The sequence below is a fragment of the Microbacterium shaanxiense genome (assembly GCF_054779995.1).
Genome location: NZ_BAAGXE010000001.1, coordinates 607,055 through 628,399, shown reverse-complemented (window position 1 = coordinate 628,399; position 21,345 = coordinate 607,055). Strand labels below are relative to the sequence as shown.

At 68.1% G+C, this 21,345-nt stretch carries 23 protein-coding genes; 13 read left to right on the top strand and 10 right to left on the bottom strand.

The window, feature by feature from the left end:
- Positions 1-10: 10 nt before the first annotated feature.
- Positions 11-853 (bottom strand): DUF3097 domain-containing protein, encoded by an 843-nt coding sequence (locus ACYVG2_RS02880; RefSeq protein WP_460779597.1) that lies wholly within the window; start codon positions 851-853, stop codon positions 11-13.
- 136 nt (positions 854-989) lie between these two features.
- Between ACYVG2_RS02880 and ACYVG2_RS02875 the strand changes: the two genes are divergently transcribed.
- From ACYVG2_RS02875 to ACYVG2_RS02860, 4 genes are all read left to right on the top strand, one after another.
- A complete protein-coding gene (locus ACYVG2_RS02875; RefSeq protein WP_460779596.1) occupies positions 990-3,026 on the top strand; it encodes a TPM domain-containing protein in 2,037 nt (678 codons plus the stop codon).
- Positions 3,027-3,093: 67 nt separating this feature from the next.
- Entirely contained in the window at positions 3,094-3,828 is a 735-nt protein-coding gene (locus ACYVG2_RS02870; protein ID WP_448964878.1) for a PspA/IM30 family protein, read from the top strand.
- A gap of 61 nt (positions 3,829-3,889) precedes the next feature.
- Entirely contained in the window at positions 3,890-4,687 is a 798-nt protein-coding gene (locus ACYVG2_RS02865) for an arginase family protein (protein WP_460779595.1), read from the top strand.
- The gene (locus ACYVG2_RS02860) at positions 4,684-5,139 is read left to right on the top strand and encodes a Fe-S oxidoreductase (protein ID WP_460779594.1); all 456 of its coding nucleotides are present in this window, start codon (positions 4,684-4,686) and stop codon (positions 5,137-5,139) included. The genes ACYVG2_RS02865 and ACYVG2_RS02860 overlap by 4 nt, the downstream gene beginning before the upstream one ends.
- Positions 5,140-5,160: 21 nt before the next feature.
- Here ACYVG2_RS02860 and ACYVG2_RS02855 read toward each other — a convergent pair whose 3' ends face one another.
- Genes ACYVG2_RS02855 through ACYVG2_RS02845 form a run of 3 tightly spaced genes read right to left on the bottom strand, consistent with a single transcriptional unit; the run spans position 5,161 to position 6,860 of the window.
- Complete coding sequence (locus ACYVG2_RS02855) at positions 5,161-5,631, bottom strand: SIP domain-containing protein (protein ID WP_460779593.1); 471 nt, start codon at positions 5,629-5,631, stop codon at positions 5,161-5,163.
- A 48-nt stretch (positions 5,632-5,679) separates the two neighbouring features.
- On the bottom strand, positions 5,680-6,387 hold the full coding sequence (locus ACYVG2_RS02850; RefSeq protein WP_460779592.1) for a tyrosine-protein phosphatase: 708 nt from the start codon (positions 6,385-6,387) through the stop codon (positions 5,680-5,682).
- Entirely contained in the window at positions 6,384-6,860 is a 477-nt protein-coding gene (locus ACYVG2_RS02845; RefSeq protein WP_460779591.1) for a carboxymuconolactone decarboxylase family protein, read from the bottom strand. The genes ACYVG2_RS02850 and ACYVG2_RS02845 overlap by 4 nt, the downstream gene beginning before the upstream one ends.
- 159 nt (positions 6,861-7,019) lie before the next feature.
- Here ACYVG2_RS02845 and ACYVG2_RS02840 point away from each other — a divergent pair, with 159 nt between their 5' ends.
- The 6 genes from ACYVG2_RS02840 to ACYVG2_RS02815 all read left to right on the top strand — a co-directional run bounded on the left by ACYVG2_RS02840 (position 7,020) and on the right by ACYVG2_RS02815 (position 12,986).
- Positions 7,020-7,943, top strand: coding sequence for an alpha/beta fold hydrolase (locus ACYVG2_RS02840; RefSeq protein WP_460779590.1), 924 nt, complete (start codon positions 7,020-7,022; stop codon positions 7,941-7,943).
- Between the two features lie 107 nt (positions 7,944-8,050).
- Positions 8,051-9,565 (top strand): ABC transporter substrate-binding protein, encoded by a 1,515-nt coding sequence (locus ACYVG2_RS02835; protein ID WP_460779589.1) that lies wholly within the window; start codon positions 8,051-8,053, stop codon positions 9,563-9,565.
- A 7-nt stretch (positions 9,566-9,572) separates the two neighbouring features.
- Positions 9,573-10,523 (top strand): ABC transporter permease, encoded by a 951-nt coding sequence (locus ACYVG2_RS02830; RefSeq protein ID WP_460779588.1) that lies wholly within the window; start codon positions 9,573-9,575, stop codon positions 10,521-10,523.
- Complete coding sequence (locus ACYVG2_RS02825; RefSeq protein WP_460779587.1) at positions 10,523-11,389, top strand: ABC transporter permease; 867 nt, start codon at positions 10,523-10,525, stop codon at positions 11,387-11,389. Before ACYVG2_RS02830 ends, ACYVG2_RS02825 begins: the two co-directional genes overlap by 1 nt.
- Entirely contained in the window at positions 11,386-12,177 is a 792-nt protein-coding gene (locus ACYVG2_RS02820; protein WP_460779586.1) for an ABC transporter ATP-binding protein, read from the top strand. The genes ACYVG2_RS02825 and ACYVG2_RS02820 overlap by 4 nt, the downstream gene beginning before the upstream one ends.
- A gap of 53 nt (positions 12,178-12,230) precedes the next feature.
- Positions 12,231-12,986, top strand: coding sequence for an ABC transporter ATP-binding protein (locus ACYVG2_RS02815; RefSeq protein WP_460779928.1), 756 nt, complete (start codon positions 12,231-12,233; stop codon positions 12,984-12,986).
- On the opposite strand, the gene ACYVG2_RS02810 is transcribed toward ACYVG2_RS02815, so the two are convergent.
- Genes ACYVG2_RS02810 through ACYVG2_RS02800 form a run of 3 tightly spaced genes read right to left on the bottom strand, consistent with a single transcriptional unit; the run spans position 12,946 to position 15,060 of the window.
- The gene (locus ACYVG2_RS02810; RefSeq protein ID WP_460779585.1) at positions 12,946-13,557 is read right to left on the bottom strand and encodes a GNAT family N-acetyltransferase; all 612 of its coding nucleotides are present in this window, start codon (positions 13,555-13,557) and stop codon (positions 12,946-12,948) included. The genes ACYVG2_RS02815 and ACYVG2_RS02810 overlap by 41 nt on opposite strands.
- Before the next feature lie 9 nt (positions 13,558-13,566).
- A complete protein-coding gene (locus ACYVG2_RS02805; protein WP_460779584.1) occupies positions 13,567-14,268 on the bottom strand; it encodes a uracil-DNA glycosylase in 702 nt (233 codons plus the stop codon).
- A gap of 6 nt (positions 14,269-14,274) precedes the next feature.
- Positions 14,275-15,060 (bottom strand): SDR family oxidoreductase, encoded by a 786-nt coding sequence (locus ACYVG2_RS02800; RefSeq protein ID WP_448964891.1) that lies wholly within the window; start codon positions 15,058-15,060, stop codon positions 14,275-14,277.
- A gap of 168 nt (positions 15,061-15,228) precedes the next feature.
- Here ACYVG2_RS02800 and ACYVG2_RS02795 point away from each other — a divergent pair, with 168 nt between their 5' ends.
- From ACYVG2_RS02795 to metX, 3 genes are all read left to right on the top strand, one after another.
- Positions 15,229-16,551, top strand: a complete 1,323-nt coding sequence (locus tag ACYVG2_RS02795) for a bifunctional o-acetylhomoserine/o-acetylserine sulfhydrylase (RefSeq protein ID WP_460779583.1) — start codon at positions 15,229-15,231, stop codon at positions 16,549-16,551.
- A 214-nt stretch (positions 16,552-16,765) separates the two neighbouring features.
- A complete protein-coding gene (locus tag ACYVG2_RS02790) occupies positions 16,766-17,749 on the top strand; it encodes a hypothetical protein (protein WP_460779582.1) in 984 nt (327 codons plus the stop codon).
- Between the two features lie 164 nt (positions 17,750-17,913).
- Entirely contained in the window at positions 17,914-19,122 is a 1,209-nt protein-coding gene (metX, locus tag ACYVG2_RS02785) for a homoserine O-acetyltransferase MetX (RefSeq protein WP_460779581.1), read from the top strand.
- 2 nt (positions 19,123-19,124) lie between these two features.
- On the opposite strand, the gene ACYVG2_RS02780 is transcribed toward metX, so the two are convergent.
- From ACYVG2_RS02780 to ACYVG2_RS02770, 3 genes are read right to left on the bottom strand one after another with little or no spacing between them, the layout of a single operon-like run.
- Entirely contained in the window at positions 19,125-19,766 is a 642-nt protein-coding gene (locus tag ACYVG2_RS02780) for an NUDIX hydrolase (protein WP_460779580.1), read from the bottom strand.
- 33 nt (positions 19,767-19,799) lie between these two features.
- The gene (locus ACYVG2_RS02775; RefSeq protein WP_460779579.1) at positions 19,800-21,011 is read right to left on the bottom strand and encodes an MFS transporter; all 1,212 of its coding nucleotides are present in this window, start codon (positions 21,009-21,011) and stop codon (positions 19,800-19,802) included.
- 9 nt (positions 21,012-21,020) lie between these two features.
- Positions 21,021-21,338, bottom strand: coding sequence for a thiamine-binding protein (locus ACYVG2_RS02770; protein WP_460779578.1), 318 nt, complete (start codon positions 21,336-21,338; stop codon positions 21,021-21,023).
- Positions 21,339-21,345: the final 7 nt, after the last annotated feature.

The window sequence follows — 21,345 nt, the reverse complement described above, 5'->3', positions numbered from 1 at the left end:
GGGTATGCGTTCAGCGCCCGGCAGGCTCGGTGACGAAGTCGATCAGCTCCTCCACACGACCCAGCAGAGCCGGTTCGAGGTCGTGGTAGGTGTGGACCTTGCTCAATATGTGCTGCCAGGCACGGCCCGTGTCGCCCTGCGTCTCGTGCGGCCACCCGAACGCGCGGCAGATCCCCGTCTTCCAGTCCGTTCCGCGCGGGATCTCGGGCCAGCGGGAGATGCCGAGGGTCTTCGGCGTGACACACTGCCACACGTCGATGAACGGGTGGCCGACGATCTTCAGATGACGGCCGTGCGGACCCCGCAGGATCGCGTCGGCGATGCGCGACTCCTTCGATCCGGGAACGAGATGGTCCACCAGCACGCCGTAGCGGCGCGTTGCACTCGGCGGTTCCTGGGCGAGCAGATCGTCGAGCTTGTCGACGCCCTGAAGGAATTCGACGGCCACGCCCTCGACTCGCAGGTCGGCGCCCCACACCTTCTCCACGAGCTCCGCGTCGTGCTTGCCCTCGACGAGGATGCGGCTGGGCAGCGCCACACGAGCGCGTTGGTCGGCGACGGCGAATGAGCCGGATGCCGTGCGCTTCATCGTCTGCTTCGCCGCGGCCGGCGGCGCGAGGCGCACGGGCTCTCCGTCGATCAGGAAACCGCCACCGAGAGGGAACAGTCGTTTGCGGCCCACGCGGTCCTCGAGCTCGACATGCCCCGACTGCACACGCGTCACTGCTCCGCAGAATCCGTCGTCCGCGACCTCGACGACCAGGTCGTGTTCGGCGGCGACGGTCGGAACGGGCTTCACGCCGCGGTTCCGCCATCCACTTGCGAGCACATCCGAGCCGTACCTGTCGTCCATGCCTTCCAGCGTATGTGCCTGCTCAGCGCTTCCCGGCGGCGACACAGACTCTTTCCCTAGAGTCGCTATCGTCGGTCGCCGGTAGTGAATAGACTCGATGCGCACGGGGGCTCTGAGCCGCCTCGGAGGGAGCACAATGCGGACTCGTATGACGGTCGTGCTGGGGTTGATCGTGGCGATGTTCGCTTCGGGTTGGGTGGCATCCTCGGCTGTCGCGACGCCTCCTGTGACGTTGAGCTCCGAGTTCGTGACGGATGAGGCCGGTGTGCTCAGCTCCGGTGAGCTCGATGCAGCCAATGCGCGTCTCGGCGACCTGGCTGCGGCGAACGGCGGCGATCTGTACGTCGTGTTCGTCGATGAGTTCACAGACCCCGAAGACAGCGTGGCGTGGACCGACCGAGTGGCCGCCGACAACGGACTCGGTCCCGATCAGTACCTGATCGCCGTGGCGATCGACGCAGGACAGTATGCGATATCGGCCGATGCCGGCGGGCCGTTGGACGACAGTCAGATCGATGCGGTCGTGCAGGCCATGGAGAACGGCCTGCGCGCGGGCGACTGGGACGGCGCGATCATCGCGGCCGCTGATGCCTTCCCCGGGCAGGGCCAGGGCGGCGACGCCGGCGGATTCATCGGCATCCTCATCGCACTCGTCGTGGTGGCGATCATCGTCATCGTGATCGTGATGATCGTGCGCTCGCGCAGGAAGACGAAGGATGCAGCCCGTCCGACCGTGCCCGATCCGAACGATCCCTTCGCCTCGGTGAGCGACGACGACCTCGCTACCCAGGCCGGCAGCGCCCTCGTGCAGGCCGACGATGCCATCACGTCGAGCCGTCAGGAGGTCGGCTTCGCGGTCGCGCAGTACGGCGAGGACTCGACGGCCGCATTCACGCAGGTGGTCGAAGCCGCACACGCGAAGGTCTCCGAGGCCTTCGCCCTCAAGCAGAAGATCGATGATGAGGTGCCGGACACGGCAGAGCAGCGTCGGGCCTGGCACATCCAGATCATCCAGCTGTGCGACGCGGCGGACGACCTGCTCGACGAGAACGTCGAAGCCTTCGAACAACTGCGAAAGCTCGAGGCCGAAGCGCCGCAGGCGCTCGAACGTCTCACTGCACGCCGCGCGGCGGCCCAGCAGGCCCTCACCACGGCGCCGGCCGCTCTGGCCGCACTGTCGCAGGAGTACGACGCGGCAGCCCTGTCGACCGTCGCCGAGAACCCGGCCCAGGCGCAGCAGAGGCTGTCGCTCGCCGACTCCGAGATGGCAGAGGCGGCCCAGCTCATCGCCGCCGGCAAGAACGGCGAAGCCGCATTCGCCATCCGAACCGCGGAGGCGGCTGTTCAGCAGAGTGAGGAGCTCGTCGCGGCTGTGACGAACCTCGGTGCGAACCTGTCGACAGTGGAAGAGCAGGCACGCGCGCTCATCGCAGACCTCGAGGCGGACCTCGCCGCGGCAGCCGCGATGCCCGATGCCCAGACGCAGCTGGCGCCTCTCATCGCCCGCACACGGACCAACATCGACAGCGCGCACACGAGCCTTCAGACCGCGCAGCGCAATCCTCAGCAGGTGCTCGAGACGCTCGACGCGGCGAACACGCAGATCGACGCGGCGCTCGGCCAGGCTCGCGAGGCCTCTGCGCTCGCACAACGCACGCAGCGCATGCTGCAGCAGAAGCTCGCCCAGGCCCAGGCGCAGATATCTGCTGCCACCGACTTCATCACGACCCGTCGCGGTGCGATCGGTGCGACCGCCCGTACCCGTCTTGCGGAGGCGAACGCGGCGTACGCAGAAGCCGTCGCGGCGCAGGCGACGGATCCTGCCCTCGCCACCGAACGCGCGACCCGCGCTGCGAGTCTCGCCGCCGAAGCCATCTCGTACGCCCAGAGCGAGGTCTCCTCATTCAACAACGGCGGCTGGGGCGGCGGCGGATGGAGTGGCGGCGCGAGCAGCGGCTGGGGCGGCGGCGGCAGCAGCGGCCTGGGCGGCGACATCCTCGGCGGTATCCTCGGCGGCCTGCTCAGCGGCGCCGGCTCGAGCCGCGGCGGCGGTGGCGGCGGATGGAGCGGCGGCGGCAGCTGGCGCTCCGGCGGCAGCAGCCGCAGCAGCCGCCCGTCGAGCTTCGGCGGCGGCTCCCGCAGCGGTGGCCGCTCCAGAGGGGGGCGCTTCTAACATCCCTCCGCTGTTCTCACGACGTAACCGACCTCGAAAGACTCCGTCTCAACCGAAAGGAAACACCATGACCAAGCAGTCCATCTTCGGTCGCATCTCCACCCTGGTGAAGGCCAACATCAACGCGATGATCGACTCTGCGGAGGACCCGCAGAAGATGATCGACCAGCTCGTCCGCGACTACACCAACAACGTCGCAGACGCCGAGGCCGCGATCGCCGAGACCATCGGAAACCTCCGCCTTCTCGAGCGCGACCATGAGGAGGACGTCCAGGCCGCGCGGGACTGGGGCAACAAGGCGCTCGCCGCGAGCCGCAAGGCCGACGAGCTCCGCAAGAGCGGCGAGACGTCGGACGCCGACAAGTTCGACAGCCTGGCGAAGATCGCCCTGCAGCGTCAGATCGGCGCCGAGCGCGAGGCGACCGGCGCAGAGCCGACCATCGCGTCGCAGACGGAGATCGTCGACAAGCTCAAGAGCGGCCTCAACGGCATGAAGGACAAGCTCGGCGAACTCAAGAACAAGCGCAGCGAACTGCTCGCCCGCGCCAAGGTCGCCGAGGCGCAGACCAAGGTCCAGGATGCGGTCTCGTCGATCAACGTCCTCGATCCCACCAGCGAACTCGGCCGGTTCGAGGATAAGGTCCGCCGTCAGGAGGCACTTGCCCAGGGCAAGGTCGAGCTCGCGGCATCCAGCCTGGACGCGCAGTTCGAGAGCCTTGACGACCTCGGTGAGCTCACCGAGGTCGAGGCGCGGCTCGCCGAGCTGAAGTCCGGCGCTCCGCAGTCGCAGATCGAGTCCTGAGACTCCTGATGCCCCGGGCCGATGTGCCCGGGGCATCCCTCATTCTTCTCTGGAGGTCCTCGTGGCCAGATTCCTCGTTGCACCGCAGTGGCAGGGCTCGCCCGCCCCACGCGCGATGCTGCTCGTCGACGGCGCGGCAGCCATCGCTGGTGACCTCCCGCGCGCGGCGACGACGGTGCTCGACGTCCCGCTCGAAGCCGGTGACTCACTGGGTACCCGTGTGCATCGTCTGAGCTCCCTGCAGCGCGTGCGTGAGCTCATCGCGCACGAGATCGCGGAATACACCGTCCTCATCGGCGGCGACTGCAGTGTGACCGTCGCAGCCCTCCATGCGATCGACCGCGACGACATCGCCGTCGTCTGGTGCGATGCGCACCCCGACCTGCACACGCCCGACACGTCTCCGTCCGGCGCCTTCTCCGGCATGGCGCTGCGCGCGGTGCTCGGAGAGGGACAGCAGGAGCTCGCCCTCTCCCCCGGAGTTCCGCGCGATCGCATCGTCACGGTCGGCGCTCGCGTCGTCGACGACGAAGAGCTCGAGCCGCTCGCGGGCCTCGCTCAGCTCTCCGTCGACGATCTCGACGATGTCGACGCCTTGGCGGAAGCCGTCGCGTCGACCGGGGCACGCCGCGTCTGGGTGCACATCGATGTCGACGTGCTCGACCCTGCCGAGCTCGCCGGAGTGTCGAGCGCCGCGCCGTTCGGTGCCGGCACGAGCGCGCTCACCGCGGCGATCCGCGCGCTTCGTGCGCGCTTTCCTCTCGCCGGCGCGACCATCGCCGGCTTCGCGCCGCGCTCCGCCGACCATGCCGTGGAAGACCTCGGCGCGATCCTCCGTCTCGTGGGCGCCGTCGCGTGACGGAGGACTGGCGGACCACCGCGGACGCGATCCTGGCACGAGGACGACGCTTCGACCGACGCATTCCGGCCTTCCTGCTGCGCTCCCCCATCAGCCGCCTCGGCTACGCCTGGGGAACGGCCGTCGGCTGGACCTGGGGATCGCTGTGGAGCACGGGTCCTGTCGAGAGGCGGAACGGACTCTGGGTATTCCGGGGAATGCCCCGTTGGACGTTCAACCGCGGCGGCGTCTGTGTCGGCGGCTGCTTCCTGACCGGTGATGTCAGGCCGAGCGACGCTGTGCTGCGGCACGAGGCCGTGCACAAGCAGCAGTGGCTGCGCTACGGATTCCTCATGCCGATCCTGTACCTGTTCGCCGGTCGTGATCCGATGCGCAATCGCTTCGAGATCGAAGCGGGCCTGGAGGACGGCAACTACGTACGGCGTTCGCGGAAGCGCTCAGAGCCGGCCTGAGAGATCGGCGGTTCGAGGGCTTCAGCGCTCGATCGGGAGCAGTCCGAAACGCTCCGGGGCGTGGATCGTGGATGCGGGGACGCCGAGCGTGTGAGTCAGGTGATCGACGATGTCGGCCGTGCCGAGGTAGCCCCCGAGCAGGGTCACCCGCGTGGGGTTCTCGCCATCGCACAGCATCTCGTCGGCCCAGGCACAGGTCGCACGCGCCACGGCCTCGCCGGGAGTGCAGGATCGACCGCTGCCCGGCGTGCCGGAGCGCGAGGAGCGCGCGAGCCAGGTCACCGTCATGCGGGCGGGCGCGTCCACGACCCCGATGTCGCTGACGTCGGGCACCTCGATGAAGATGCGACCCGACGCGCACAGCGGAAGCGTCACGAGGAACGCTTCGAGCTCTGCCAGCGAGTTCTCGTCGGCCGTCACCAGGTAGTGCGCGCTCAGTCGTTCTGCGCGACGCCGAGCTCGTCCCGTGCGGACATCGATGGAGGTGGTCATGGTTCCTCCATGCTACCACCGATGAAGGGTTGCCTTACCTATGGTCATTCAGTCGTCGATCAGCGCCCGCCGCAAAGCACCGAGTTCGTCGACGGTCATACCGTTGGCCTGCAGATATGCCGCGGCCGATCCCCAGCGCGCGTCCACCTCTGCGAGAAGCCGGCGCATGACGTCCGCCGGCGACAGCGTGGCCAGGGCCACCGCGTGCTTCGCCTCCGGATGCTGCATCTCCAGGAACGCCACGATCCGGCGGTTGCGCTCCTCCGGCAGCATCGACGCGGTGAGCGCGTAGTCGCTGACGATCGCCTCGCGGTCCGCTCCCACGGCTGAGAGCGCGAGAGCGATCGTCACGCCGGTGCGGTCCTTGCCGACGGTGCAGTGCACGAGGGTGGGCTCGCCGCGCGCGATGATGCGGATGGCGTCCACAAGGCGTTCACCGCTCTCCTCGAGCAGCTGGAGGTACATCTCATCGAGGCTCATGTCGTCTTCGAAGAAGGATGCGACCGAGCCGAGGAACAGCGGAAGGTGGGTCGTGGCTATCCCCGTGGTCGCGGATGGCGCGCTCGCGACCTCCTGATCATCGCGGAGATCGACGATGTGACCGACGCGCTGCTCGAGTTCGGCGACGGCCGTGGGACTGGCCGACACCAGATTCCCCGATCTGAACAGCCGTCCCTCCCGGATCACGCCCTCTGCGGCCGGGATGCCGCCGACGTCACGGACGTTGAAGACGCCGTCGAGACGGATCTGACTCACGCCGACGCCTGCGCCGCGCGGGGCGGAACCGGGTAACGACCTGCCACGACGATTCTGTTGAAGGCGTTGATAGACACGCACGCCCAGCTCAGCGCGGCGTACTCCTTCTCGGTGAACACGCTTCCGACGCGGTCGTAGACGTCATCGGGAATACCGCCGTCGTGGATGAAGGTGAACGTTTCCGCGAGTTCCAGCGCCGCGCGCTCCCGATCGGAGAACACTCCGCTCTCGCGCCAGGTGGGAATCTGCAGGAGCGTGTCCGCATCGATGCCTGCCGACGCCGCACGATCGAAGTGGATCCGCGTGCAGTACGCGCAGCCGTTGAGCTGCGAGCAGTGGATCATCACGATCTCCTTGAGGCGGTCGTCGATGCCGTTGGCCGCACATATCTCACCCACTGTGCGAGAGAATGCATCCAGGGCCTTGTAGGCGGTCGGCTCCGTCTTCGACAGGTGGACTCGTGTCTCGCTCATACGTCCATGATACGGGGGCCACCGCACCCCGGCCATGGCACAGGAAATGCAGACTGCTATCCACATTCCGAACAGAGCGAACATAACGGCAACCTGAGCATCAACTTTGTTGGCCATTGTGCTCGCGCATTTCGCGCGAGCATCCGCTCGGGGCAGAATATGGTCGTGGCGACAGAGACCAGTGAGTTCAGCTACCTTCCGCAGCAGGCACAGGCGATGAACGTGCCAGTGCCCGACGTCGAACGCGTGGCGCTCCGCCTCGCTGACGGACGGGAGCTCAGCGCCCTCCGCTTCGGCGACGGACCTCCCGTGGTCACCATGCTGCACGGGGCAGGGCTCAACGCCCACACCTGGGACACGACCGCGCTCCTCCTCCGGCAGCCGGCCCTGGTGATCGACCTCGCCGGACACGGTGACTCCAGCTGGCGCGAGGACGTCGACTACACCGCTCGCACGCTCGCTGCGGACGTCATCGCCGCGCTCGAGACGTGGGCCGTCGAGCCTCAGGTCCTCGTCGGGCAGTCCCTCGGCGGGTTGACTGCCGCGGCCGTGGCGTCGGCCAGGCCCGATCTCGTCCGCGAGCTGATCGTCGTCGACATCACGCCGGGGATCGACTCCTCCGGAGGCCCCGCCTTCCTGCGCGAGTTCTACGCCGGGCCGACCGACTTCGCCTCGCGCGACGAGTTGGTCGATCGAGCGATGTCCTTCGGCCTCGGCGGCTCGCGGGCAGACACGGAACGGGGCGTCTTCTTCAACTCACGCATCCGCCCGGACGGCCGAGTCGAGTGGAAGCATCATTTCGCTCGCCTCGCCGCGCAGTTGACGGCGCATGCACCCGCCACCGACGAGGCGGCGGCGCCGATCCTGGCCGCGAGCGGGTGGGACGACCTCGCCGGCGCCGAGGCGCCGATCACGCTGGTCCGCGCGACGTCGGGCTTCGTCAGCGAGGCCGACGCCGATGAGCTCGTGCGCCGCGTCCCCACTGCCAGAGTGGTCGCGATGGACGCCTCGCACAACGTGCAGGAGACCGCGCCAGCCGAGCTCGCCGACCTGATCCGCGCGGCCGCGCTCTCGCCCGCCTGAGGAATGTGTCGCCGCATTCCGACGTTGGCATCCCACTGACCGCCCCGCTCTACGCTCTACTTCATCGGCACACAGCATCTGCCGCACCGAGAGGAATCCTCAACTCCATGTTCCGACGAAACAGACGTCTCGCCGTCCTGTCCGCACTCGCCGCGACAGCCGTGATCCTGAGCGCGTGCGCCGGTTCGCCCGAGCCGGTGGAGACCTCGACCGGTGAGCCGGATCTGAACGCGACGCTCACGGTGGGTCTCGTGCTCGAGCCCACCAATCTCGATATCCGACACACCAGCGGGGCCGCGATCGAGCAGATCCTGATCGACAACATCTACGAAGGGCTCGTCACCCGAAGCGAGGAGAACGAGATCGAACCGCGTCTCGCCTCGGAGTACGAGGTCTCGGAAGACGGCCTGACGTACACGTTCACGTTGAATCCCGAGGTCACCTTCCACAGCGGCACAGCCCTCACCTCCGCCGATGTCGTCGCCTCGTACGAGGCCGTGCGCACCGACGCGACGCTGCAGGGCAATGCGGAGTTCGCCAACGTGGCCTCGGTCACGGCCCCCGACGCGACGACCGTGGTGATCACCCTCACGGAGCCGAACCAGAACTTCCTGTTCACTCTCACCGGTCCGGCCGGGCTCGTGTTCCAGACCGGCGACACGACTGACCTGCAGACCGCGGAGAACGGCACCGGCCCATTCACGCTCGAGAACTGGAGCAAGGGCAGCACCATCACCTTCGCTCGCCATGACGCGTACTGGGGCGAGCCGGCCAGCGTCGCCGAAGTCGTCTTCGAGTACATCCCCGACTTCACCGCCGGCGTCAACGCCGCTCTCGACGGCAGCCTCGACGTGCTCACGGCGGTCGACCCGAACCTCGCACCCCAGCTGGAGGATTCGGGAGATTTCGCCCTCACCACCGGCCGCACCACCGACAAGGCGACGCTCGCGTTCAACAACGCCAAGGCTCCGCTCGATGACGCACGGGTGCGCGAGGCCCTGCGGCTCGCGATCGACCACGAGGGCCTTGTCGAGGCGGTCGGCGCCGGCGAGACCATCTACGGTCCGATCCCCGAGCTCGACCCCGGCTTCGAAGATCTCTCGGATGTCGCGCCGTACGATCCCGACCGCGCCAAGGAGCTGCTCGCCGACGCCGGCCAGGAGGATCTAGACCTGACACTGACGATCCCGTCGTTCTACGGCACCACCGTCCCCCAGGTGCTCGTCTCGGACTTCGCCAAGGTCGGCGTCACCCTCGAGGTCGACGCGGTCGAGTTCCCGACGTGGCTCGAGGACGTCTACACGAACAAGGACTACGAGCTGAGCTTCGTCCTCCACGTCGAGCCGCGTGACTTCGGCAACTTCGCGAACCCGGACTACTACTTCAACTACGACAACCCGGAGGTCCAGTCGCTCTACGCCGAGGCACTCGCAGAGGTCGACGCCGAGGCGTCGGCCGAGCTGATCGCACAGGCTGCTCGTCTGGTCTCAGAGGACCACGCGGCGGACTGGCTGTACAACGGCGCCACCATCACCGCGGTGAGCCCGCTGATCTCAGGGTTCCCGCAGGACTCGATCAACTCGCGCATCAACCTCGCGGGCGTCGCCAAGGCAGCCGAGTAGCCACGGCGTGATCCGTTACACGCTCACACGAGGAGTTCTGCTGATCGCAGGGCTCCTCGTGTCGAGCGTGCTGATCTTCCTCACGCTGCGGGTCTTCCCCGGCGATGTCGCGCAGCTCATCGCCGGCACCCAGGCGTCGCCCGCCACTGTGGAGGCGCTGCGCGAGGCGCTCGGGTTCAATCGCCCGCTGATCGTGCAGTACGGCGATTGGATCGGCGGAGTGCTCACCGGAGACCTCGGCACGTCCCAGCTCAGCGGTGCCTCCGTCGGGGCAGAGCTTGCTGAGAAGGCGCAGGTGACCGTACCGCTGGGCCTGATGTCGCTGATCATCGCCCTGCTGATCGCCGTTCCGTTCGGCATCCTCTCCGCACTGTGGCGCGGCCGTGCGTCCGGCACGGCCCTCAGCGTCACCGCGCAGACGCTGGCGGCCGTTCCCGTGATCTGGGCTGGAATGATGCTGATCGTCGTCTTCGCCGTGTGGCTGGGCTGGCTCCCGGCCCAAGGGTTCCCCCGTGGCGGCTGGGATCACCCCTGGCAGGCTTTTCGGGCGCTGATACTGCCGGCGCTCACGATCGGCGTCGTCGAGGGAGCCATGCTGCTGCGCTTCGTGCGCAGCGCGACCCTGCAGGCGCGAGGGCAGGATTTCGTCCGCACCGCCGCGGCGAAGGGCCTCAGCCGCAACAGAGCTCTCGTGCAGCACGGCATCCCGGCCGTCGGACTTTCGATCGTGACGGTCCTGGGGCTCCAGGTCGCCGGCATCGTCGTCGGCTCCGTCGTCATCGAGCAGTTGTTCACGCTTCCCGGCATCGGAAGGATGCTGGTGGCCGACGTCGGCACTCGCGATCTGATCAAGGTGCAGAGCGAGCTGCTCGTGCTCACAGGGCTCGTGCTGGTGATCGGCTTCATCGTCGATCTCATCCATCACTTCGTCGACCCTCGCCAACGAGAGGCCGCCTGATGCCCCGCTGGCTGCGAGATCTGTGGCGGAGCGCCACAGGGCGCTTCGGACTGATCACCGTGCTGGTCATCGCGCTCATCGCGCTCGTGTCCGTCTTCTGGACACCGTTCGATCCACTCGCGGCGAACGTGCGCGACCGCTGGGCCGCTCCCGGCTGGCCGCATCTGCTGGGCACGGACAACACCGGACGCGACATCCTCAGTCTGGTGATGGCTGGCACGCGCACGACCGTCTTCGTCAGTGTCGGTGCGGGAATCGTGGCCACATTCGTCGGCATCGCCCTCGCGGCGCTCGGCGCGCTCACCGCACGGTGGATGCGCGAGACCGTAGCCGTACTGGTCGACATCTTGATCGCGTTCCCTGTGCTGATCATCGCCATGATGATCTCCTCGGTCTGGGGCGGGTCGTTGTGGGTCGTGATCTGGGCGGTCGGCATCGGCTTCGGCGTCAACATCGCCCGCGTCACCCGCCCCGAGCTGCGCAGGGTGCAGCAGAGCGACTTCGTGCTCGCCGGACGGGCGGCGGGTCTCACCTCCGCGCAGAACCTCGTTCGGCATCTGCTGCCGAACGTCGCTCCCGTGTTCATCGTCCAACTGTCGTGGTCGATGGCGGTGGCGGTCCTCGCCGAGGCCGGCCTGTCGTACCTGGGCTTCGGCGCGTCGGTGGTCGAGCCCTCGTGGGGCATCCTGCTCTCCGACTTGCAGCGCTACATCAGCATCCATCCGCTGTCGGTGATCTGGCCAGGGCTCGCCATCACGATCACGGTGCTCGCGCTGAATCTGCTGGGCGATGCGCTGCGCGAGGCGACCGATCCGACCCTGCGCCACCGCAGCGCCGAGATCCACACCCCGGCGGTGGTCGCATGAGCCTGGCCGTGAAGGACCTCGTGGTCGAGATCGACGGGCGCCGGGTGATCGACGGCATCTCCTTCGACGTGCCCGATGGCGCACGTCTGGGACTGATCGGCGAATCGGGTTCCGGCAAGTCGCTGACCGCACTCGCGATCCTCGGACTGCTTCCTGACGGTGCGACGGCGACCGGCAGCATCCGCTGGGACGACGACGAATTGATCGGCATGCCGGATCGCGAGCTCGCACGGTTCCGCGGCGATGACATCGGGATCGTCTTCCAGGAGCCGCGGACTGCCCTGAACCCCATACGCACCGTCGGGCGTCAGATCGCCGAGTCCGTGCGGATCCACACCGGAGCGGGCAAGCGCGAGGCCAAGGAACGCGCCGTCGCAGAGGCCGCACGGGTGCGCCTGCCCGATCCGGAGACGATCGTGCAGAAGTACCCGCATCAGCTCTCCGGAGGCCAGCGTCAACGCGTCGCGATCGCGATGGCCCTCGCCTGCCGGCCTCGGCTGCTGATCGCCGACGAACCGACCACCGCGTTGGACGTCACGATCCAGGCGGAGATCCTGCGGCTTCTGCTCTCCCTCGTCGAGGAGCAGGGCATGTCGTTGATGTTCATCACGCACGACCTCGCCGTGCTCGCCCAGGTCGCGACCCACGGCGTGGTGCTCGAGCAGGGCCGCGTCGTCGAGGCCGCGCCGGTCTCCACGCTGCTCTCCGCGCCATCGTCGCCGATCACCCAGGGGCTGCTGCGCGATGCCACCGCGACGCTCTGGCGACCGGAAGGCGGCCCGCGGTGAGCCTGATCTCGGCGCGCGGACTCGCACGCGACTTCCCTGTTCCGAAGCGGACGATGTTCGAGCGTGCAGGCACGCAGACCGCCCTGCATCCGACCGACCTCGACATCGAGGCCGGCGAGGCCATCGGCATCATCGGTGAATCCGGTTCGGGCAAGTCGACGCTGGTGCGCCTGCTGCTGGCGCTCGATCGCCCGACCTCAGGAACCGTGTCGATCGACGGCAGAACGGTGGATGCCGCGGCACCGGCCCGCTCCCTTCACTGGCTCCGACGGCAGACCGGACTCGTCTTCCAGGATCCGTACGCATCGCTCGACCCGCGGATGAGTGCAGGGCAGATCATCGCAGAGCCGCTGCGGGCGCTGGGAATCGACGTCGATCATCGGGGGCGCGTGCGCGAGGTGCTCGCGCAGGTCGGGCTCGAGACCGAGATGGCCGACCGCTACCCGCACGAGTTCTCGGGCGGGCAGCGCCAACGGATCGCGCTCGCACGAGCGATCGTGCACCGTCCGCGCATCCTCGTGGGCGATGAGCCGCTGTCCGCCCTTGACGTCACAGTGCGGGCGCAGATCCTCGAGCTGATCGACGGTCTGCTGCAGACGGAGGACCTCACCCTCATCATGGTCTCGCACGACATAGGCGTGGTGCAGAACCTGTGCGACACCGTCGCCGTCATGAAGGACGGCAGCATCGTCGAACGCGGTGCGACACAGGATGTCCTGCTGCATCCGCAACAGGACTACACCAAGCGTCTGCTTGCCGCGATTCCCGTCATCCCCGATGGAACAACCGGCGACGGGACTTCGGAGTGAGCGATTTCTGCAGGTAGACGGTTCCCAGCGAACGACCGAACTTGAAGCCCACCCTCCCCATGCGTCCGACCTCGACGAAACCGAACCTGGTGTGCAGCCTGATCGACGGCTCAGCCCCGCTGTCGCTGATCACCGCGACGATCTCTCGCAGTCCGATCTCCTCGCACGCTGCGATGAGTGCCTGAAGCAACGCGGAGCCGAGCCCTTTGCCGCCCGCACCCGGGCCGAGGTAGATCGAATCCTCCACGGTGTAGCGATAGGCGGATTTGGTCGCCCAGGGCTGCACCAGCGCATACCCGATCACCTGGTTCGACGGCGTCACCGCGACGAGGAACGGTAGCTTGAGCTTCGTCAGCATCGCGAACTTCTCGCGCCAGTATCGGTGCGTGCTGCGCTTCTCGTCGAAGGTCACGACGGAGTTCGCGACATAGTGGTTGTAGATCTCGCGGACATCGGGAAGATCGCGCTGCAGGGCGGGGCGGATCTCGAACGAGAAAGTCCCTGGATCAGGCTCCGGCTCACGCAGATGACGCGGCAGCCGTCGACGTCGGTCGCCGGGTTCGAACTGCATGCGCTCAGCTTATAGTTCGCCGTCGACGCGCCAGTCCACGGCGCTCGCGCCCTGCTCCTCGAGCAGTGCGTTCGCACGCGAGAACGGCCGCGAACCGAAGAAGCCGCGATGCGCGGACAGCGGCGACGGATGCGCGGAGGCGACGACGGGGGTGTCTCCGAGCAACGGCTGCAGGTTCGCCGCATCCCTCCCCCACAGGATCGCGACCATCGGCTGTGCCCGCGCGATCAGAGTGCGGATGGCGAGCTCGGTGACCTTCTCCCAACCCCAGCCCCGGTGCGACGCCGGGGCGCCGGGGGCCACGGTCAGAACCCTGTTGAGCAGCAGCACGCCCTGGTCGCTCCAGGCGGTCAGGTCGCCGTGCGGGGCGGGCGGGATGCCGAGATCGCTCTCGCGCTCGCGATAGATGTTGGACAGGCTTCGCGGCAGCGGTCGCACATGCCGCTCGACAGCGAACGACAGACCGATCGGATGCCCAGGCGTCGGATACGGATCCTGCCCCGTGATCAGCACGCGGACGTCGGCGAGCGGCCGCTGGAACGCCCGCAGGACGTGGTCCCCGGCCGGAAGATATCCTCGGCCCTCAGCCTGCTCTGCGCGCAGGCGTTCCCCGAGCCCGCTGATGACGTCGGCCACGGGGCTCAGCGCATCAGCCCAGCCCTGGTCGATCAGCCCCTCATCCGCCAGCTGCACGAGCGAGCGGCCAGGCATCCGGGCTCAGTCCTCGCCGCCGCGCACGCGCAGCGGGCCCCGGGCCAGCAGGTGCTGGGCGGACTGCGCGACCGGGCGCATCGTGATGAGGTCGAGGTTCACATGGCCGGGGGCATCCAGCGCGTACCCGATCACATCGGCCACGTCGTGGGCGGTCAGGGGCTTCTCCACCCCGGCGTACACGGCCTCGGCGGCCAGGCTGTCACCGCCGAGACGATTGAGTGTGAACTCCTCGGTGTGCACCATGCCCGGTGCCACCTCGACGACGCGGATCGGCTCGCCGTTGAGCTCCTGCCGCAGCACCTTGACGAGCATCGATTCGGCGGCCTTCGCGGCGTTGTAGCCGCTGCCGCCGGGGTAGGCGACCTGGGCGGCGGTCGACGTCACGAAGACCGCGTCGGCGTGCCCATCGGTCTCGGCCGCCCGTCGAAGCTGCGGGAGGATCCCCGCGACCAGGCGCTGCGTGGCCAGAACGTTGACGTCGTACATCCACTGCCAGTCGGCGATGCTCGCGTCCTCCACCCGCTCAGTGCCGCGAGCGCCGCCGGCCACCTGCACGAGTGCGTGCACCGGACCGGTGGCCTCGAGTTCTTCGAGCAGTGAGGCCACGGCATCCTCGTCGGTCAGGTCGCACGCGATGGCCGACGCACCTACCTCGTCGACGAGCGTCTGCAGGCGGTCAGCGCGCCTCGCCACGCCGACGACCTCCCAGCCCCGCGCGCAGAGGTCGCGAACGGTCGCCTCCCCGATCCCCGAACTCGCACCTGTCACCACTGCACGCCGTGTCACCATGCCTCCACCGTACGACGTTTCCGCTCGTCTCATCGCCTTCAGCGCGCGGTTTCCGCACCCCGCGATGTTACGTAACATTTCCCCCTCGTTGTTGACACCGAGGTCCTTACGTACGCTCTCATCAACGGCATCCGCCGCACCGACCTCAATCCGTTCCAGGGGGAACACATGTCCGCACCTGAGACCTGGCGTTTCGAGACCAAGCAGATCCACTCGGGCGCCGCTCCCGACCCGGTCACGAAGGCACGCGCCACGCCGATCTACCAGACGACGTCGTACGTGTTCGACAGCGCGGACCACGCGGCGAACCTGTTCGCCCTGGCCGAGTTCGGCAACATCTACACCCGCATCCAGAACCCGACGCAGGACGTCCTCGAGCAGCGTCTCGCCGCGCTCGAGGGGGGCACAGGAGCCCTCGTCCTGGCCAGCGGCCAGGCGGCATCCACGTTCGCCGTGTTGAACATCGCCGAGGCCGGCGACCACTTCGTCGCGTCCAGCTCGATCTACGGCGGCACCTACAACCTCTTCAAGTACACGCTGGCCAAGCTCGGCATCGAGGTCACCTTCGTCGAGAACCAGGATGACGCCGAGGAATGGCGCAGCGCCATCCGCCCGAACACGAAGCTCCTCTTCGCCGAGACGATCGGCAACCCTCGGATCAACGTGCTCGACATCCGCACCGTCGCAGACATCGCCCACGAGAACGGCGTGCCGCTCATCGTCGACAACACGATCGCGACCCCGTACCTGCTGCGTCCGTTCGAGCACGGCGCCGACATCGTCGTGCACTCGGTCACCAAGTTCCTCGGCGGCCATGGCACCACCATCGGCGGCGCCATCATCGACGGCGGAACGTTCGAGTGGTCGAAGAACGTCGACAAGTTCCCCGGGCTCACCGAGCCGGACGCCTCGTACCACGGCGCCAGCTACACCACTGCGGTGGGCGACCCGCTCGCGTACATCATCAAGGCGCGCGTGCAGCTGCTGCGCGACCTCGGCTCGGCGATCGCCCCGCAGAGCGCCTGGAACCTCATCCAGGGCATCGAGACCCTCTCGCTGCGCATCGAGCGTCACGTGCAGAACGCCCAGGAGGTCGCCGAGTGGCTCGACGGTCGCGATGACATCGCCTCGGTCAACTACTCGGGCCTGCCCACGTCTCCCTGGTACGCCAAAGCCAACGAGTACCTGCCCAAGGGCGTCGGCGCCGTGCTGTCCTTCGAGCTGAAGGGCGGGGTGGAGGCCGGTCGCGAGTTCGTGAACAGCCTCTCCCTGTTCAGCCACCTCGCCAACATCGGCGACGTGCGCTCGCTCGTCATCCACCCGGCATCGACCACCCACTCGCAGCTGACCCCCGAGCAGCAGCTCACGTCGGGCGTCACGCCGGGCCTGGTGCGCCTGTCCGTGGGCCTCGAGAACATCGACGACCTCAAGGCCGACCTCGAGCAGGCGCTCGACGCGGCTCGCCGTGTCTCGGAGGCCGCCCGCGCCTAGGTCGCCGCGCCGCCGCGCCGCGCGTCGATTCGCCGACGCCCCCTCTGGTCGTCCGCGCCCCCTCTGAACTTCGTGTTTCAGAGGGGGCGCGGATGCCTGGAGGGGGCGTCGGCAGTTCGGTGTCGTTCTGCACCTTCACCCGCGCTCTCGATTTCTCCACCGATCGCGGGATTCCCGCGCACGGGCTCCCCACGCATACGGACACAATGCGTGGATGCGGAAGACGATCGATCTGAATGCAGCACGGCGGATGCTGCGATCCCGCGATGATCTGATCGCCGAAGGATGTACCGAGCGTGATCTGCACCACAAAGTCTCCTCGGGAGACCTGCACCGCGTCCGCCGCGGACGATATGTCGACGCCACGGACTGGAAGGATCTGTGGCCCGAGGGCCGGCACCTGATTCAGGTCCTGGCCGTGCGCGAGAACTCTGATGCGCCCGGCCCTGTGTTCTGGGGCCCATCCGCTGCTGTCGTGCATCGTCTTCCGCTCTGCCGCTTCGTCCCGACACAGGTGCATACGGCGATCATGGGCGAACGTCATGGCCGCTCACGCGCGAAGGTCATGTGGCACAACGTCGCAATCACCGATGCAGACATCGTCGAAGTGGACGGCATCCGATGCACGTCGCTGGATCGGACAGTGCTCGACCTGGCGTGCTCCACATCGACGGTGACGGGTCTTTGCGCTGCGGATGCCGCGCTGCGTCGCGAAGCGGTGCGTGGCCATGAGTACGACACTGAGGCCAGCGCCGAATGGCATGCACGACTCGGACGACGCGCTGAGAGCATCAGCGTTCGCGGCGTGCGGAAGGGGCGAGATGTGATCGCGTTCGCCGACGGACGTGCGCAGTTGCCGGGCGAGAGCGTCAGCCGTCTGCACCTGCGGGAACTGGGGTATCGCGACCTCATGTTGCAGACTCACGTCATTGGGCCCGACGGCGAAGACTATTGGCTCGATTTCGGGTTTCCGCGTTCGAATGTGTTCGGTGAATTCGACGGAGAGGCAAAGTATCTCGACCCCGGACTGCGCAACGGCCGGACTCTCAATGAGATCCTGCTCGCTGAGAAACGCCGCGAAGACGCCATCCGAGGCGTGACCGGCTGGCGCACAGCGCGCTGGGGATGGGAACACGTCCGGTCCCCCAAGACGCTTGCGGCTCGCCTGCTCGCCTTCGGCATCCGACCGCTCGGCTGATGCCCCCTCGTCCCACCAGCCAGGCCCCCTCCCAGCGTCCATGCCCCCTCGCGCGTGCGCTGACCCGAGGGGGCGCCGGCGATCAGAGGGGGCTTCGGCGCAGGCGGCGAGCGCGCGGGCGTAACCTGCACCGCCCGCGGCCCGATCCACGCGAGAATGGAGGCATGGACTGGCAGAGCACCTCCGAGGACACCGTGCCGTCGGCGCGCGTGACGGAGGCGGACACCCGGCTGCTGCGTGCACGTCCACCCGCCACCGGAGCGTGGCGCGACGGCGACCCCGCCGGGCACCGCAAGTTCGCCGCCTCCGGACCGTTCCGCACCGAGAGCGGCGTGGAGCTGCCCAGCATCCGCATCGCTTACGAGACATGGGGCGAACTCAACGCCGCGCGCGACAACGCCATCCTCGTACTGCATGCGCTGACCGGCGACAGCCACCTCCGCGGTGAAGCGGGCGCAGGGCACCCGACTGCGGGCTGGTGGGAGGAGATCGTCGGGCCTGGGGCCGCGATAGACACCGATCGCTGGTTCGTGATCGCACCGAACATGCTGGGCGGATGCCAGGGATCCACCGGTCCCGCCAGCGTCGCCCCTGACGGATACGAGTGGGCCTCCCGTTTCCCATACCTCACCGTGCGCGACCAGGTCGCAGCGCAGGTGCGCCTTGCGGATGCCGTCGGCATCGAGCGTTGGGCCGGCGTCGTCGGCGGGTCGATGGGCGGGATGCACGCTCTGGAGTGGGCCGTCACGCACCCGGAGCGGGTCGAACGCCTCGCCGTGCTCTCCTCTCCCCCGGTCAACACCGCTGACCAGATCGCGCTGAACTCCGTGCAGCTGGAGGCGATCCGCATCGACCCCCGTTTCCAGGGCGGCGAGTACTACGACCTCGACGACGGCGAAGGGCCGCACCGCGGGCTCGCTCTCGCACGTCGCATGGCTCTGCTCAACTACCGCAGTCCGATCGAGCTCAACCAGCGCTTCCAGCGCTCATGGCAGTCCGAGGTGTCGCCACTCGGTCACGGTGGACGGTTCGCCGTCGAGTCGTACCTCGACTTCCACGGCAACAAGTTCACCAGGCGGTTCGACGCGAACAGCTACATCACGCTCGTGGAGGCCATGAACTCGCACGATGTGGGTCGCAGCCGTGGCGGTGTCGAAGAGGCTCTTCGCACCGTCACCGCGAAGACGCTCGTGCTCGGGATCGACACCGACCGGTTGTTCCCCGTCGACGGGCAGCACCGCATCGCACGCAGCATCCCGAACACGCTCGACGGGCCCGAGGCGATCGTGCTCACCAGCGACTTCGGTCACGACGGATTCCTCATCGAGACCGAAGCCGTCGGTGCGCACCTGAGGCGCCTGCTCGCCGACTGAACTCAGGCACGCACGTAGTTCCAGGGAAGCGCAGCCGTCTCCAGCCGGTGATGTCCGTCCCCGCCCTCCGGATGCTCCGAGTCACCGCCCCACACGAACACGCCACCGGCCAGGATGTGCGTCGCATAGTGCTCGGGAGCGGATGCCGCGACTGCCAGCGCGGCCTCGGCGCTCGACCACCGCGCGAGGGCGTGCAGCGTGACCCACGTCGGCGGGAAGAGTCGCAGCTCCCCGTCCGCGTGCAGGCCGAGCGCCTCGCCCGCCGTCAGCCATCGCGCGTCGACCACCTCATCGGCGGCGAGCGTCTGCTCCCCGCTCGGAACCGACGCGAGGAAGAACCACGTGCGCACCCGCTTGGGCGCCTCCACCGGAGGCACCCAGCAGGAGAGCGCTACGAGGCCGGCGGGGCGCAGGCCCACCTCCTCCTCGCACTCGCGCACCGCGGCGAGCGCGGCGATCGCCTGCTCGTCCGCATCGGACGGTGCGAGCGCCGCATCCGCATCGTCGACCACGCCGCCGGGGAACACCCAACCGCCGGCGAACGATCCGCGGTCGGGACGACGGATCAGCAGCGTCTCGACGCCGCCACCGCGCCGATCGCGCAGCAGCACGACTGTTCCGCCGATCGGCATCGTCGCATCCATCCCCTCACCATACGCGGGAGACGCGCAGCGCTCTCAGACCGCGACGACTGCCCGCTCCAGACGAAGCGCCACGGTCGTGATCGCGAGCCCGGTCAGGGCGAGGACGGCTCCGACCCATGCGGGTGCGGTGAAGCCCCACCCCAGAGCGATCACCACCCCGCCGAGGAACGCACCGAGACTGTTGCCGATGTTGAGCGCCGAGTGGTTCATCGCCGCCGCGATGGACTGATTGTCCCCGGCGACGTCCATCAACCTCGTCTGGATCGCCGGGCTCAGCACCGACGAGACCAATCCGACCGCGAACGCCAGCAGCGCGAGCAGGACGATCTGGAACGACAGCAGCGCCAGCATCCCGAGCACGATCGCAAGACCGGCCATTCCGACCATCAGCGTCAGCCGGAGGTCGCGGTCGGCCAGATAGCCGCCGAGCAGGTTGCCCACGGTCATACCGAGCCCGACGATCACGAGCACGATGGGCACCGCCCACTCGGGTGAGCCTGCGACCTCGGTGACGAGCGGCGCGACATAGCTGTACACCGCGAAGAACCCGCCGAAGCCGATCGCGCCGATACCGAGCGTGAGCCAGACCTGGCCGACGCGGAACACGCCGAATTCCGACCGCAGGGTGCGCGCCGCATCGCCCGGATGCTTCGGCACGAACCGCGCGATGCAGACGGTGGCCAGGGCGAAGACGATCGTGACCACCATGAACGCGCTCCGCCACCCCCACTGCTGCCCGAGGTAGGTGCCCAGCGGCACGCCGACGACGTTCGCGATGGTGAGGCCGGTGAGGATGAACGCGACGCCCTTGGCCCGCTTTCCGGGACCCAGCACGTCGGCTGCGACGAGCGCGCCGATGCCGAAGTACGCGCCGTGCGGGAGCCCGGCAAGAAGACGCGAGGCGCCGACGAGACCGAAGCTCGGCAGCACGACGGTGAGCGCGTTGAACACGGTCAGCGCCAGCGCGAGGCCGATCATCACGCGATGGCGCGGGAAACGCGCGACCAGCCCTGCGATCGTGGGCGCACCGATCACGACGCCGAGCGCATACAGCGAGATCAGCACGCCGGACTGCGCGATGGCGTCCTCATGACTGGTCTGCCAGAGAGCGGGAAGCAGGTCCTGCGCGATCTGCGGCAGCAGGCCCATCATGACGAACTCGGTCATGCCGATGCCGAATGAGCCGATGGCGAGGGAGAGGAGCGCCCACTTCGCCGCACCCCTCGAATTCTTCGAGGGATTCACCCGTCCATGCTACTGGTCGGCGGACTCCTCGATCGCCGCCTCGAGACGGTCGATCTTCGCGTCGAGCTCACCGCTGTACCCCGGGCGGATGTCGGCCTTGAGTACCAGCGAGACGCGGGACCCGAACGGCATCACCGCCTCGGTGGCACGCTTGACGACATCCATGACCGTGTCCCAGTCCGGGCCCTCGATCTCGGTGAACATGCTCGTGGTGCGGTGCGGCAGCCCTGATTCGCGGACGACCTTGACCGCTGCGGCGACAGCATCGTGCACTGAGCCGTCGGTGTTCCTTGAGCCGCCGGGGGCGACGGAGAAGGCGATGAGCATGGTGGTG